Raw genomic sequence first — 12,679 nt, forward strand, 5'->3', positions numbered from 1 at the left:
CAAAATCATATCACCAGGCTGAAACCAGCCCTGATTATTCCATGCCGAGTGCGGCCATGTAGGTCTGCAGGATCGATTCTTCCTCCAGCCGCTCGTTCGCGTCCTTCTTGCGAAGGCGGATGATGGTGCGGATCGCCTTGGTGTCGTAACCGCGTCCCTTGGCTTCGCCCATCACATCCTTGATGTCCGAGCCGATCGCGGCCTTTTCTTCTTCCAGGCGTTCGATCCGTTCGATGAATTGACGCAGTTCCGCCGCGGCCACGTTCTCGACGCTGTTCTCTTCCATGCACTTCTCCTAAAGGGTCCTAAAGGGTCGCTCGAAGCCGGTCGCGAATGGGATCGGTAGGTCACCGATAGGGCACTTCGCTTCAGGGCTTGCGCGGGATTTCGAATTCGATAGGGCAGTTGAACTGCCGCGAATGGAGCTGAAGGTCAAGCCGTCTTGGCCAAAGCGGCGTTATTCTTTCGGCTTGTTCTGCTCAAAAGCTGATTTTTGCACAGCCGAGGCTTCGTTTTGATGCAGCTTTTTCCAGTCCTCATAAGGCATGCCGTAGACCATCTCGCGCGACTCGTCCTTGCTGACGGGAAGGCCCGCTTCTTCGGCCGCTTCGCGGTACCAGTTGGAGAGGCAATTGCGGCAGAAGCCGGCGAGGTTCATCAGGTCGATATTCTGAACGTCGCTGCGTTCGCGTAAGTGCGCCACGAGGTGGCGGAAGGCGGCGGCTTCGAGTTCCGTCTGCTGTTCCTTGGTGAGTGCGCTCATCTCTTTTCTCCTCGATTCGCTCGCTGCGTCATGCCTCGTAAGGACCAGTGCGCGACTGATATCGCTTGTATTCGTGCAGCGCCGGATCGGCATTCATCTCGGCAAAGATCCGTGCCAGCCGATCGGCCCATTCGACGATACCGGCCTCATCGCCGATCAGATCCTGGCGGACCTCCAGCAAAGCATGCGGAATACCGGTCATCATGCAATGGCGGAACATGGTATCGTTCCGCAATGCGCCGTCGTAGGGTTCGTTGTCGCCAATAACGAGATTGGTATCGGCGCCGAGCTTTGCAAGAAGCGGGGTGACGGCGCGATCGTCGCTGTCCCAGAGCACGCTCGCATGCCAGGGTCTCGCGACGCCCTTCCAGGCGGGTGTGAAGGAATGCATCGACAGCACCAGCGGTGCCTTGCCGGTCGCCTCGGCCACCGACGTGATCGTCTCGTCGACGGCGCGGTGATAGGGCCGATGGAAAGCCTCGATGCGGTAGTTCCATTCTTCGTCCGTGATCGGATGATTGCCTGGAATGATCGCGCCGTCGGAGATTTTCATGATCAGGGTCGGGTCGTCCTCACCGCGGTTCGGATCGATCAGCAGGCGGGAAAAGCCGCCGAGGACGCCCGGTACGTCCAGCCTTTGACAGAGATGACGGCAAAGACCCTCGATGCCGATGTCATAGGCTATGTGTCGGGAAAACGCGGTTTCCGGCAATCCCAGCCGGCCATAGCGCGCGGGCAGATGCCGCATGGCATGATCGCCGAGAATGACCATGCCTTTGTCACGATTGCCGGATATGAATTCAAAAGACTTGAAATCGGTCATGAAGATTGTCGTTTATTATATTTTCAACTCTTTGTTTGATTGCATGCGCGGATGGAAGGTGCAAGGTTCGCGGCTTCGATCGGATGAAGAGGGCGCAGGGTGCCGTCACCATCCCGTGAAGAAAATATAATCGATTAGAGTTGCGTTGACATTCATGGGATGGCGGCGCAAGAAGACGCAACAACGAATAACCGGGAGCCAATTGGAAGCCGTGTCCAGCCAAGTAGCGCCACGTTTCGTTAAGCGGTCAGGGCCGCTCGCCCGAATCGCGTTTCTCATCCTCGCCGTCGCCGCGCCGTTTTTCTTTATGCCGAGTGCGGCTCATGCAGACTTCCGCGTTTGTAATGGTACGCAGAATCTCGTGGGTGTGGCGATCGGTTATCGCGCGAAGGAGGGCTGGGTGACCGAGGGATGGTGGCAGGTTCCGGCAACCACCTGCGCCACCTTGGTCGAAGGACCGCTTCAATCCCGCTATTATTACCTCTACGCAGAAGACGCGGCTCGCGGCGGTCGCTGGGTTGGCGACGTCGAAATGTGCGTAGCGGAAAATGAATTTAAAATCCCAGGCGTGAAGGACTGCTACGCTCGTGGCTACCAGAAGATGGGATTCAAGGAATACGACACGGGACGCCAGGCGAGCTGGATGGTTCAGCTCTCCGAGCCCCCGGGCAGCCAAGAAAGCCAGAACTGATGAGACGCAACCGAAAAGTCAAAATCCTCGCCACGCTCGGTCCGGCCTCTTCTTCCGAGGAGATGATCCAGAAGCTTCATGAGGCAGGCGCAGATCTATTCCGTATCAACATGAGCCATGCGAGCCATGACGTGATGCGCATGCTGATCCAGCGCATTCGCGCCGTAGAGAGCCGTTGCGGCCGTCCGATCGGCATTCTTGCTGACTTGCAGGGTCCCAAGCTGCGCGTCGGCAAGTTTGCTGATGGCAAGGTCGACCTCACGCCCGGCCAGACCTTCACGCTCGACAATCAGGATACGCCCGGTGACAACACTCGCGTATTCCTTCCACACCCGGAAATCCTGGAATCGGTCCAGCCCGGCCATCGCCTGCTGATCGACGACGGCAAGCTGGCGCTGCGCGCTGAAAAATGCGACGGCAAGAGCATCGTCACGACCGTCATTTCCGGCACGAAGATTTCCGACCGCAAGGGCGTCAGCCTGCCCGATACGCTGCTTGGCGTTGGCGCTCTGACCGAGAAGGACCGTATCGACCTCGACGCTGTTCTCGCCACCAACGAAGTCGACTGGGTTGCCTTGTCGTTCATCCAACGCCCGGAAGACCTGACGGAAGTGCGCAAGATCTCGCATGGCCGCGTCGGCCTGATGTCGAAGATCGAAAAGCCGCAGGCTGTCGAGCGCATCGAGGAAATCATCGAGCTTTCGGACGCACTGATGGTGGCACGCGGCGACCTTGGCGTCGAAATGCCGCTCGAAGCCGTTCCGGGCATCCAGAAGCAACTCATCCGCGCCTGCCGGCGCTCCGGCAAACCCGTGGTCGTCGCGACGCAGATGCTGGAATCCATGATCTCCTCGCCGGTTCCGACCCGCGCCGAAGTATCCGACGTTGCAACGGCCGTCTTCGAAGGTGCCGATGCCGTCATGCTCTCGGCCGAATCCGCATCCGGCGATTATCCTGTCGAAGCCGTGACGACGATGGCCTCCATCGCCCGCACCATCGAGCGCGAACCGCATTATCCGGGTATCATCTACGCCCAGCGCGCCCAGCCGGAAGCGACCGGCGCCGATGCGATCTCGCTCGCCGCCCGCCAGATCGCCGAAACGCTGAAGCTCGCCGCCATCGTCTGTTACACGTCGTCCGGCACCACCGGTTTGCGCGCCTCGCGCGAGCGCCCGCAGGTTCCGATCCTGGCGCTGTCGCCGATCATCCAGACTGCCCGCCGCCTCTCCGTGGTCTGGGGCATGCACTGCGTCGTCACCCATGACGCGACCGATCTCGACGATATGGTCAACAATGCCTGCCGCATCGTTGCCGAAGAAGGCTTCGGCAAGCCTGGCGACCGCATCATTATTTCGGCCGGCGTGCCGCTCGGCACGCCCGGCGCCACCAACATGCTACGCATTGCCTATATCGGTTCGGACGGCCAGTCCGGCGTGTGATCGCCGGCATCCGATCACGGCAGCACCTGAAACATCCGAAACCCGCTGTCGCAAGACGGCGGGTTTTTTCTTTAAGCCAAATTGCCTGCAATCACCCCAAGGCAGGCAGATTGATAAGGAGATATGCCAATGAAAGTCGGATTTATCGGATTAGGGCAGATGGGCAGCGCCATGGCAGCCAATCTTTTGACGGCTGGCCATGAGGTGACGGTTTATAACCGCTCGCGGGACAAGGCCGAGGCTTTGGCCGGGGAAGGCGCGAAGGTCGCTGCGACGGTCGCGGATGCCTGTAGCGGTGAAGCCGTCTTTACGATGCTTGCCCATGACGATGCGCTCTCGGCCGTCGTTCATGGCGATGGTGGCGTGTTGGCGAACCTGGGCAAGGGAGCCGTCCATATCTCCGCAAGCACGATCAGCGTCGGCATGTCCGAGCGGCTGACGAAAGAACATGCCGCTGCCGGTCAGCGCTTTGTTGCCGCGCCGGTTTTCGGCAGGCCGGAAGCTGCAGCCGCGGCGAAATTGTTTGTTACCGCCGCCGGCTCAGCCGATGCCATAGAGGCGGTCACGCCGCTTTTCGAGGCCATCGGTCAGCGCACCTTCGTTCTTGGCGAAGAGCCGAAGGCTGCCAATCTCGTCAAGCTCAGCGGCAATTTCCTCATCGCCTCGGTCATCGAGTCGCTTGGGGAGGCCATGGCGCTGGTCGAGAAGGGTGGCGTCGACAGGCATGCCTACCTCGATCTGCTGACGTCGACGCTGTTTAACGCGCCTGTCTACAAGACCTATGGCGGGCTGATTGCCGACCGCAAGTTCAAGCCCGCCGGCTTCGCCGCGCCGCTCGGCCAGAAGGATATCCGGCTGGCATTGGCCGCCGGCGAGGCGCTGAATGTGCCGCTGCCGCTTGCGAGCCTGCTGCGCGACCGGTTCCTGACCTTGCTTGCCCATGGCGGCGAGGAGCTCGACTGGTCGGCGATCGGCGCGCTGGCTGCCAAGGATGCGGGATTGGTGGAGTAGTTAACGAGCTGAAGGCCACCGCCGTCGGTAGCCGAGTTTGTGGAGCGTGCAGTTGCAGGCGCGGCAGACTGAAAGTCTCTTTCAAGCAACCCCTTGATAAGGGCCGCACCACATGCAACCTTCCCCTCTTAAAGAGGAGGAGATCATGCATCTCACCACGCTGCTAGCCTTCGCCGCCGTCTCCTTCATCGGTATCGCGACGCCAGGCCCGACCGTGCTTCTGGCGCTGACGAACGGCACCCGGTTTGGGGTGCGACGCGCCTTGCCGGGCATGGTCGGTGCCGTGCTTTCCGACGCGGTTCTGATCAGCGCCGTTGCCGTAGGCCTCGGTGCATTGCTTGCGGCCTCGGAGTTTTGGTTTTCGGCCCTGAAATGGGTCGGCGCGGCCTATCTCGCCTTTCTCGGCATCATGATGCTTCGCTCGAAGGGGACGATCGACGGGACCTTGCAGGCAAGTGCAAACCAGCCGAGAGGAACGGCCTTTGCGATCGGCATGAAGAGCTTCATGGTCGCGGTGACCAATCCCAAGGGTTATCTGTTCTTCTCGGCCTTCCTGCCGCAATTCATCGATCCCGCTGCGCCGCAGATGCAGCAGTATATGATCCTTGGCGCCATCTTCGCCGCGCTCGATTTCGCAATCATGTTCGGCTATGCAGTTTTCGGCTCGCAGGCCGTACGGGTGCTGAAGTCGGAGGGAGCGAAGTGGCTCGAGCGCGCCTGTGGCGGCGCGCTTCTGGCTTTGGCCGGTTCGCTGGCGCTTTATCGCCGCGCTACTAATTGAGTCACTGAAGGCTCAAGGCCGCCTCGAACACCTCGGTATCGACATTGCCGCCCGAGGTGACGGCGATTACGACATCGCCATCAATGTCCTTGCCGTGGAAGAGGGCAGCGGCCAGCGCGACGGCGCCGCCTGGCTCCACGACGATCTTCAGGCGTGTGAAAGCAAGCGCCATGGCCTTTTGCGCTTCTTCGTCCGTGACGACAAGGCCGGCGCCGCAGAGGCGCTTCAGGATCGGAAAGGTGATATTGCCCGGCTGCGGCGTGATGATGGCGTCGCAGATCGAGCCTTGCAGCGCGGCATTGCGCTCGATTTTGCCCGATGCCAGCGAGCGGGTGGTATCATCGAAATTCTCCGGTTCGCAGGGGCGGACCTTGAATCTTGGCGCGCGGGATTCGAGTGCCAGCGCGATACCCGACGTCAAACCGCCGCCGCCGCAAGGGACGAGCACGCTCGCGACCTCGATGCCTTCCTCGGCGGCCTGCTCGGCGATTTCGAGACCGGTCGTTCCCTGGCCGGCGATGACCTGCGGTTCGTCGAAGGGCTTGATCAACGTCAGGCCGCGCTCCTTGGAGAGGCGTGCGCCGATTTCGTCCCGGTCTTCCTTGATCCGATCATAGAGTACGACTTCGGCGCCGAAGGCACGGGTATTGGCGATCTTCAGCCTGGGAGCATCCGCCGGCATGACGATGACGGCGGGAATGCCGTGCAGCCGTGCGGCTAGCGCCACGCCCTGGGCATGGTTGCCGGACGAGAAGGCGATGACGCCCCTGGCGCGCACCGATGGCTCCAGTGCAGATACCGCCGACCAGCCGCCACGAAACTTGAAGGATTCGGAATGCTGCAGGCATTCCGCCTTCACGAACAGTCGGCGTCCGGCGATCTCGTCGAGGAAGGGCGAGGAGAGAAGCGGCGTGCGCCGGGCGCGGCCGCCGAGACGAACGCGGGCGGCTTCGATCATTGCAATATCGACCATGGAGGGATCACTCTTCTGCTGTAAGAAAGACCCGCCATCCATAAAGCTCCCCGCTTCCCTTTGGAACAGGGAGATTGTCTCCGTGACACTTCAGCTCGCGCTTGGCAGGGAAAGATGGCCGACATTATAGGCCTGGACGCCCGGTCGCGATGCCTCCGCGGGTGGCTCGGCCAGCAGCCGGAAGCGCACCAGCGTCCAATGTGTCGGCTCGAAGGCGACGACCGAGGCGAGGGCGTTTCCCAGCGATATCGCCACAGAGGCCGCATCACTCTCTTGCTGGCGAAGCTCGGCAAGCGGCACGTGCGGTTCGATTGCGACCACCTCGCGCTTGGCGAAGCGGGCACTGCGGATGTCCGATGACGTATCGGCGCGCCAGACGACCCAGGTGTTTACCTGCGGCCGGCCGAAACTCTCGCTCACGGCCACGAAGCCGGGGCCGCAGATGAAGTCGCTCAGACCCTCTTCTTCTTGCCAGACATAGAAGGGCGCATAGAGATTTTCCCGGCTCGCCGTTACCGCATCGCCTCTCCTGGCGGCGAGATAGGCCTTGAATTTCAGGCCCGGCAGGTTGTCGAGCACGGGGCCTTTGTCGCGGATACGGCGGTCGATGATCGCCATGTCGTAATCCGCGGGCAGGGAGAAGTTGTATTGCATGGCGATCATCGTCATTCCTCCAGCCAGGTCACGGCGCTACCATCCTGCGCCGCCTGGATGCTGATATAGGCGAAGGTGCTTTCCGGTGCCGCACCGTGCCGATGGCGTTCGTTCGGCGAGAAGGTGATGCAATCGCCGGCGCGCAGTTCCTCAGCGGGACCGCCATGGCGTTCGGCGATCCCGACGCCGGACAGAACGTAAAGGATCTGTCCGTGCGGGTGCATATGCCAGCGGGTCATAACGCCGGGTTCGATGGTGCAGCGCATCGCGGTCAGGCCGCCGTCCTCGCTGTTTTCGACCAGCATTTCCACCCAGAAGGGGGCGCTGGCAATGCCATCCGGCGAGCGTTGCACGACCGTGCCGGCGCGATGGATTGCGGGCGATTGGCTAGGCGTCGTCTGGTCCATCGTTGTCAGACCTGCTCGATCATCTGCGCGATGCCATCAGCAAAGGACAGATCCTCGCGCGTCGTGGATGTCACGGCAATCATGACGTCCTCGGGGCGAACACCTGGTGCGTCGCCGAGAAGCTCGACGAGCCGGCGATAGAAAGCCTTCTTGACCTCCGTGCTGCGCGGCTTGCCGATGGTTATATCGAAAAAGATGTAATCGGCCGAGCGCTGGCCGTTGACGAGATAGGTCCGGTCGAAGACCAGCTCGTGTGGCTCCAGCTGATGGATTGCCTGGAAGCGATCCGCGAGCGGTACGTCGAAGGTTTCGACCATGGCGCGGTGAAAATTATCGGACAGGGCCTTCAGATATTCGGGCGACTTGCCGCGGAGGAGGGTGATGCGGGTGAAAGGCATGGGATGGATGCTCCTGTTTCTGTGTCACTTGACGAGCACAGAATGCCATTAGATAATCATCCTTAAAATCAGATAATTTAGGACTTATGATCCCAAAAATATGGACGATTAGCCATGCGGAAGATCATCTTCGACCTCGACGTCCTGCGCAGCTTCGTCACTGGCATGGAGCTAGGCAGCTTCGCCAAGGCGGCAGACCGCCTTGGCCGCTCGACGTCGGCGATCAGCGCCCAGCTCAAGAAACTGGAGGAGCAGGCTGGCACGCCGATCTTTCGCAAGGCCGGGCGCGGGCTGGCGCTGACCGAGGCCGGCGAGACCATGCTTGCCTATGCACGACGGTTGCTGGACCTGAACGACGAGGCCGCGACGGCGATCCACGGCGCTGAACTGGAGGGCTGGGTGCGGCTCGGCCTGCAGGAGGATTTCGGCGAAACCCTGCTGCCTGATGTGCTTGGCCGCTTTGCACGCGCCCATCCGAAGGTGCGTATCGAGGCGCGGGTGGTGCGCAATGCGGAACTCGTCGAACGGGTGACATCCGGCAAGCTCGATCTGGCGCTTGCATGGAGTGACGGCTTTCGCACCGCGCATTCGGATCGCATTGCCGAAGTGCCAATGTGCTGGGTCGGTCCGGTGCATGGTGCCGTGCATTGGCACGCCGGCAGCGGCGAACCTCTGCCCCTTGCATCGCTCGAGGCGCCCTGTCTCTTGCGATCCATCGCCACGAAAATGCTTGACCGTGCCGGCATCGGCTGGCGGATTTCCTTTGTCAGCCCGAGCCTCGGAGGGCTTTGGGCGGCAACGGCGGCCGGCCTCGGCCTGACGATACGCACGCCACTCGGCCTGCCCGACAAGGTAAGGCAACTGTCCCCAGGCGAGGCCGGTTTGCCTCTGCTGCCCAAGCTCGATCTCGTGCTGCATCGTGCCGAGGCGGAGGCAAGCCCGGCGACGGATCGATTGGCGTCGATCATCCTGCAGGCGGTGCGGCAAACGGTTGAAGCCACGCCGCAGGGTCGAACCTTCGCGGATGCGCCGGTTACGATGTCGTCACGGCCTGAGACGGTGGGGTAGGCTCGCTCTTGAGGCGGGCGATGCGGATTTCCGCCTGCGCCGCCAATCTCTGCAGGTCGCGCGGCTGACCTGCCAGCTGCTCCATGGCGGCGATCGCGACATCCGTCGTCACGTAATCGGGTTTATGGCCGAGATTGCGGATGGTGATGAGCTCGGAGCCAGGGATATCGCGCGCCAGGCCACGCGAATGCAGCTTCTCCAGGACGATATCGTCGCTATCACCGGTGATGATGATCGTGGGCGCCTTGATCTCGCGATAACGCGATGCGTGGGCGGAGACATAGCCGAAGAGATTGACGACGTCGGCCGCGTTGTTGCGGAAGGTTTGCGGGCGCAGCACCAGTTCTGGCGCGGTCTTCGCTATATAGTCGGCCGGCCGCTCATTCGGGTGGAAGACGCTGAGCGTGCCGTTCTCGACACGGCGCAGGCCAATCGGGATGACGAACATGTGCGTGAAGAGCCAACCTAAGAAGGGCATGGCGGCGAGGGTATAGTACCAGTCGACGCCGCCTGGCCATGGATGAGTCGCGGGCGCCAGGAAGAGCAGGCCCTCGGTCTTCTCCGGGTGTCGCATGGCGAAAGCGGCGGCGATCGCGCCGCCGAAGGAATGGCCGATGATGATGGCGCTCTTGATGCCGCGTTTGTCCATGAGCCTGGCGATAGCATCGGCCTGGCCGGAGGGCAGGGCGTTTTCGGCAGTCCCACGCTCGGAATAGCCATGGCCGGGCCGGTCGACGAACAGCATTTCCGCACGGCCCTTGAGTGGCGCGGCAAAAGCTTCGAACTGGTCGCGCAAGTTTCCGCTGGCGCCATGGATGAAAACCAGCGGCGGCAGATCCGATGTGGCCGGGCGCGGCACATGCAGGGCATTCAAGCGGTAGCCGCCAACATCCGTAAGCTCGCCGATATTGGGATAGGCTCGCTCGATGGCACGCGTCTTGTAGGCGGAGAAGCCGGCGCCCAAGACAAGAAACACAGCAACGGTGGCAAACAGAGAATCGATCATTGCGGCACGCATCAAATATCGAAAGCCACTAATCTAGCGCAAACCCGCGGCTTTTCATTCTCTTTCGAGCGTCATCCGGGCGACGGGTACGGCCGCATCCTACGCCTCAAGTCCGGCTGCCGGCAATCTTTTCCGATAGCTTGCCGGCCTGTTCCTGCGCGGATCGATTGGCTGGATATATCTCAAGGAAGCGTTCCCAAGCCTTCAGGGTCAGCTCGTCATTGCCACGTTCGCTCAGGATGGCCGCCATGCCAGCCAGCGCGCCGAAATGGCGCGGCTCTATCCGCAGAACCTGGTTGATGTCCTCCATCGACTTGCGGTAGTCGCCGATGGCGTAGTTGAGAGTCGCGCGGCGATTCCAACCTTCGACATAGTCGGGCTTCAGCGCGATCACCTGATCGAGGAAGTCCATCGCCGCAGCATTGCGCTTTTCCTGAATGGCCTTGTCGGCCCATTGCATCAGGAGATTGATCGTCGCGCTACCGGAATCGCTCAACTCCGTATTGATCTGATCTGCAATAAGGCTTGCCTGATCGGGATCGCGCTGGCGCTTCAACGCCGTGAAGAGATTGTCGAGCCGCTGTTTCGGCGAGAGGCTGCCTGAGGAATCACCGGGATCCTTCCTTTCGACGATACTCGAATCGTCAGCCATCGCCACATGTGGCGCGGCAGCACTCAGGACAAGGAGGATAGGCAGGGCTAGATATGACAAAGCAAAAACGCGCATGGCGGGCATAGTAGCCCGCCAATGTCGAAGATCAAAACAAATTTGATGCGATCAACTAAAACTGAGCGCCGGATCCATAGGGATCAGGCCGCGCGCTTTATCAGCCCTGACGAGCCTTGAAGCGCGGGTTCAGCTTGTTGATGATGTACATGCGGCCCTTGCGGCGAACGAGACGGTTGTCACGGTGGCGCGCCTTGAGCGACTTGAGCGAATTCTTGATCTTCATTTTTCTGATCCGCGATGTTCGAGGGGGAATGTCACATTCGCCCGTGTCTTTTAACAATCAAAAGCGCGCTCAGGGCGCGCTCTTTAGGGTGGGGAGCAAATACCTTGTCGCCTGGGCCCTGTCAACCACGTCAGGGCTTTTTCCCTGCGTTGTTAGCGGTGAAGCTGCGTCACATGGCCCATTTTGCGCCCGGGACGCGACTCGGTCTTGCCATAGAGATGCACTAGCACATCGTCACGGCGCAGCCAATCGGGGACCGAAAGGATGTCGTCGCCGATCAGATTCGTCATCACGCAATCGGAATGGCGGACGGGGTTGCCGAGCGGGAGGCCGGTGACGGCGCGGATATGCTGCTCGAATTGCGAGATGACGCAGGCCGCCTCCGTCCAGTGGCCGGAATTGTGGACGCGCGGCGCCATCTCATTGGCAATCAGGCTGCCGTCGGCAAGTGCGAAGAACTCGATGCCGATAACGCCGACATAGCCGAGTGCCGTCAAAATCTTCTCGGCCGCTTCACGTGCCGCGGCTGCCGTCGCGTCGGAAATACCAGCGGGCAGCGTGGAGGTATGGAGGATGCCGTCGCGATGGACGTTTTCGGCCGGGTCGTAGCACGCAACCGCACCGTCGAGGCCGCGCGCGGCGATGATGGAAATCTCGCGCTCGAAGGAGACGAAGCTTTCGAGAATGAGTGGCACGCTGCCGAGCGCCGAATAGCCGCCTTCGGCGCTGTCGGCGGCGGAGCGATAGACACGCTGGCCCTTGCCGTCATAACCGAGGCGGCGGGTCTTCAGCACACCCTGACCGCCGAAGTCGGCAAGTGCCGCTTCGAGATCGGCCTGGCTGTCGACGGCATGGAAGCGTGCGGTCGGAATGCCACAGCCATTGATGAACCGCTTCTCGGTCAACCTGTCCTGCGCCATCTCCAGCGCCTTCGGCGGCGGATAGACGGGGACCTCTTGCGCAAGCTTCTCTGCGGCGGTGACCGGAACGTTTTCGAACTCATAGGTCACGACGTCGCAGCGCTTTGCCAGTTCCAAGAGTGCCGCCGGATCGTCGTAGGCGGCAACGATCTGTTCGTTGGAGACCTGTGCTGCCGGGCAGTCTGCCTGCGGTTCGAGAATGATAGTGCGGAAATTCAGGCGTGCTGCCGCCATGGCCAGCATACGGCCGAGCTGGCCGCCGCCAATGATGCCGATCGTCTTTGCGGTCATAGGTCGTCCATCGGATATTCGGCAACGGCAGCGCTCTGGCGGGCGCGCCATTCATCAAGGCGATCGGCGATCTCTTCGTCACCGAGCGCCAGTACGGCAGCAGCAAGCAAGGCGGCGTTGACCGCGCCGGCCTTGCCGATCGCCAGCGTTCCAACGGGAATGCCGGCCGGCATCTGTACGATGGAAAGGAGGCTGTCCTGGCCGGACAGAGCGCGCGATTGTACGGGCACGCCGAAGACCGGCAGCGGCGTCATCGAAGCGGCCATGCCCGGAAGATGAGCCGCGCCACCGGCGCCGGCAATGATGACCTTGAAGCCTTCGTCCTTCGCACCCTTGGCAAAACTCACCAGCCTGTCCGGCGTTCGGTGCGCGGAGATGATGCGCGCATCATAGGTGATCTCCAAGGCTTCCAGAGTGTCTGCGGCATTCTTCATGGTTTCCCAGTCTGACTGGCTTCCCATGATGATGGCGACAGGCGGTCTTTCGGTCATCATCGTCGCT

General features: G+C 61.4%; 17 protein-coding genes. 5 read left to right on the plus strand and 12 right to left on the minus strand.

Annotated elements, in window-relative coordinates:
• Positions 1-34 precede the first annotated feature (34 nt).
• The 3 genes from FHT29_RS01455 to FHT29_RS01465 form a co-directional block, all read right to left on the minus strand.
• Positions 35-286, minus strand: coding sequence for a DUF2312 domain-containing protein (locus FHT29_RS01455; protein ID WP_015341059.1), 252 nt, complete (start codon positions 284-286; stop codon positions 35-37).
• 171 nt (positions 287-457) lie between these two features.
• Positions 458-763: a DUF1244 domain-containing protein gene (locus FHT29_RS01460; protein WP_037196416.1), complete on the minus strand. Its 306-nt coding sequence runs from the start codon at positions 761-763 to the stop codon at positions 458-460.
• A gap of 28 nt (positions 764-791) precedes the next feature.
• Positions 792-1,586, minus strand: a complete 795-nt coding sequence (locus FHT29_RS01465; RefSeq protein ID WP_047555349.1) for an N-formylglutamate amidohydrolase — start codon at positions 1,584-1,586, stop codon at positions 792-794.
• 202 nt (positions 1,587-1,788) lie between these two features.
• Between FHT29_RS01465 and FHT29_RS01470 the strand changes: the two genes are divergently transcribed.
• The 4 genes from FHT29_RS01470 to FHT29_RS01485 all read left to right on the plus strand — a co-directional run bounded on the left by FHT29_RS01470 (position 1,789) and on the right by FHT29_RS01485 (position 5,508).
• On the plus strand, positions 1,789-2,277 hold the full coding sequence (locus FHT29_RS01470) for a DUF1036 domain-containing protein (RefSeq protein ID WP_037196594.1): 489 nt from the start codon (positions 1,789-1,791) through the stop codon (positions 2,275-2,277).
• A complete protein-coding gene (gene pyk, locus FHT29_RS01475) occupies positions 2,277-3,716 on the plus strand; it encodes a pyruvate kinase (RefSeq protein ID WP_047638960.1) in 1,440 nt (479 codons plus the stop codon). Before FHT29_RS01470 ends, pyk begins: the two co-directional genes overlap by 1 nt.
• Before the next feature lie 129 nt (positions 3,717-3,845).
• Entirely contained in the window at positions 3,846-4,727 is an 882-nt protein-coding gene (locus FHT29_RS01480) for an NAD(P)-dependent oxidoreductase (RefSeq protein WP_168599030.1), read from the plus strand.
• A gap of 145 nt (positions 4,728-4,872) precedes the next feature.
• Complete coding sequence (locus FHT29_RS01485) at positions 4,873-5,508, plus strand: LysE family translocator (RefSeq protein WP_168599031.1); 636 nt, start codon at positions 4,873-4,875, stop codon at positions 5,506-5,508.
• 1 nt (position 5,509) lies between these two features.
• On the opposite strand, the gene FHT29_RS01490 is transcribed toward FHT29_RS01485, so the two are convergent.
• From FHT29_RS01490 to FHT29_RS01505, 4 genes are all read right to left on the minus strand, one after another.
• Positions 5,510-6,481, minus strand: coding sequence for a threonine/serine dehydratase (locus FHT29_RS01490; RefSeq protein WP_168599032.1), 972 nt, complete (start codon positions 6,479-6,481; stop codon positions 5,510-5,512).
• 90 nt (positions 6,482-6,571) lie between these two features.
• Positions 6,572-7,144 (minus strand): DUF4865 family protein, encoded by a 573-nt coding sequence (locus FHT29_RS01495; RefSeq protein WP_168599033.1) that lies wholly within the window; start codon positions 7,142-7,144, stop codon positions 6,572-6,574.
• 2 nt (positions 7,145-7,146) lie between these two features.
• Positions 7,147-7,542 carry a cupin domain-containing protein gene (locus FHT29_RS01500; protein ID WP_168599034.1) on the minus strand — a complete coding sequence of 132 codons (396 nt, stop codon included), beginning with the start codon at positions 7,540-7,542 and terminating at the stop codon, positions 7,147-7,149.
• 5 nt (positions 7,543-7,547) lie between these two features.
• Positions 7,548-7,940 carry a tautomerase family protein gene (locus FHT29_RS01505; protein WP_168599035.1) on the minus strand — a complete coding sequence of 131 codons (393 nt, stop codon included), beginning with the start codon at positions 7,938-7,940 and terminating at the stop codon, positions 7,548-7,550.
• 114 nt (positions 7,941-8,054) lie between these two features.
• On the opposite strand from FHT29_RS01505, the gene FHT29_RS01510 reads away from it, so the two are divergent.
• Positions 8,055-9,008: a LysR substrate-binding domain-containing protein gene (locus FHT29_RS01510; RefSeq protein WP_051963444.1), complete on the plus strand. Its 954-nt coding sequence runs from the start codon at positions 8,055-8,057 to the stop codon at positions 9,006-9,008.
• Here the strand turns inward: FHT29_RS01510 and FHT29_RS01515 are convergent.
• The 5 genes from FHT29_RS01515 to purE form a co-directional block, all read right to left on the minus strand.
• Positions 8,974-10,014: an alpha/beta hydrolase gene (locus FHT29_RS01515; RefSeq protein WP_168599036.1), complete on the minus strand. Its 1,041-nt coding sequence runs from the start codon at positions 10,012-10,014 to the stop codon at positions 8,974-8,976. The two genes, FHT29_RS01510 and FHT29_RS01515, sit on opposite strands and share 35 nt — an antisense overlap.
• A 106-nt stretch (positions 10,015-10,120) precedes the next feature.
• Positions 10,121-10,750, minus strand: a complete 630-nt coding sequence (locus FHT29_RS01520; RefSeq protein ID WP_047638954.1) for a hypothetical protein — start codon at positions 10,748-10,750, stop codon at positions 10,121-10,123.
• Between the two features lie 91 nt (positions 10,751-10,841).
• Positions 10,842-10,967 carry a type B 50S ribosomal protein L36 gene (ykgO, locus tag FHT29_RS01525; RefSeq protein WP_003542835.1) on the minus strand — a complete coding sequence of 42 codons (126 nt, stop codon included), beginning with the start codon at positions 10,965-10,967 and terminating at the stop codon, positions 10,842-10,844.
• A 152-nt stretch (positions 10,968-11,119) separates the two neighbouring features.
• Entirely contained in the window at positions 11,120-12,178 is a 1,059-nt protein-coding gene (locus tag FHT29_RS01530) for a 5-(carboxyamino)imidazole ribonucleotide synthase (RefSeq protein WP_168599037.1), read from the minus strand.
• Positions 12,175-12,669, minus strand: a complete 495-nt coding sequence (gene purE / locus FHT29_RS01535) for a 5-(carboxyamino)imidazole ribonucleotide mutase (RefSeq protein WP_037196597.1) — start codon at positions 12,667-12,669, stop codon at positions 12,175-12,177. The genes FHT29_RS01530 and purE overlap by 4 nt, the downstream gene beginning before the upstream one ends.
• Positions 12,670-12,679 lie beyond the last annotated feature (10 nt).

The sequence above is a fragment of the Rhizobium sp. SG741 genome, assembly GCF_012275435.1.
Taxonomy (GTDB): domain Bacteria; phylum Pseudomonadota; class Alphaproteobacteria; order Rhizobiales; family Rhizobiaceae; genus Rhizobium; species Rhizobium lusitanum.

Excerpts from the sequence above, each read along its gene's own strand:
- FHT29_RS01455 (WP_015341059.1), bottom strand. The coding sequence starts at position 286 with ATGGAAGAGAACAGCGTCGAGAACGTGGCCGCGGCGGAACTGCGTCAA.
- FHT29_RS01460 (WP_037196416.1), bottom strand. The coding sequence starts at position 763 with ATGAGCGCACTCACCAAGGAACAGCAGACGGAACTCGAAGCCGCCGCC.
- FHT29_RS01465 (WP_047555349.1), bottom strand. The coding sequence starts at position 1,586 with ATGACCGATTTCAAGTCTTTTGAATTCATATCCGGCAATCGTGACAAA.
- pyk (WP_047638960.1), top strand. The coding sequence starts at position 2,277 with ATGAGACGCAACCGAAAAGTCAAAATCCTCGCCACGCTCGGTCCGGCC.
- FHT29_RS01480 (WP_168599030.1), top strand. The coding sequence starts at position 3,846 with ATGAAAGTCGGATTTATCGGATTAGGGCAGATGGGCAGCGCCATGGCA.
- FHT29_RS01485 (WP_168599031.1), top strand. The coding sequence starts at position 4,873 with ATGCATCTCACCACGCTGCTAGCCTTCGCCGCCGTCTCCTTCATCGGT.
- FHT29_RS01490 (WP_168599032.1), bottom strand. The coding sequence starts at position 6,481 with ATGGTCGATATTGCAATGATCGAAGCCGCCCGCGTTCGTCTCGGCGGC.
- FHT29_RS01495 (WP_168599033.1), bottom strand. The coding sequence starts at position 7,144 with ATGATCGCCATGCAATACAACTTCTCCCTGCCCGCGGATTACGACATG.
- FHT29_RS01500 (WP_168599034.1), bottom strand. The coding sequence starts at position 7,542 with ATGGACCAGACGACGCCTAGCCAATCGCCCGCAATCCATCGCGCCGGC.
- FHT29_RS01505 (WP_168599035.1), bottom strand. The coding sequence starts at position 7,940 with ATGCCTTTCACCCGCATCACCCTCCTCCGCGGCAAGTCGCCCGAATAT.
- FHT29_RS01510 (WP_051963444.1), top strand. The coding sequence starts at position 8,055 with ATGCGGAAGATCATCTTCGACCTCGACGTCCTGCGCAGCTTCGTCACT.
- FHT29_RS01515 (WP_168599036.1), bottom strand. The coding sequence starts at position 10,014 with ATGATCGATTCTCTGTTTGCCACCGTTGCTGTGTTTCTTGTCTTGGGC.
- FHT29_RS01520 (WP_047638954.1), bottom strand. The coding sequence starts at position 10,750 with ATGCCCGCCATGCGCGTTTTTGCTTTGTCATATCTAGCCCTGCCTATC.
- ykgO (WP_003542835.1), bottom strand. The coding sequence starts at position 10,967 with ATGAAGATCAAGAATTCGCTCAAGTCGCTCAAGGCGCGCCACCGTGAC.
- FHT29_RS01530 (WP_168599037.1), bottom strand. The coding sequence starts at position 12,178 with ATGACCGCAAAGACGATCGGCATCATTGGCGGCGGCCAGCTCGGCCGT.
- purE (WP_037196597.1), bottom strand. The coding sequence starts at position 12,669 with ATGACCGAAAGACCGCCTGTCGCCATCATCATGGGAAGCCAGTCAGAC.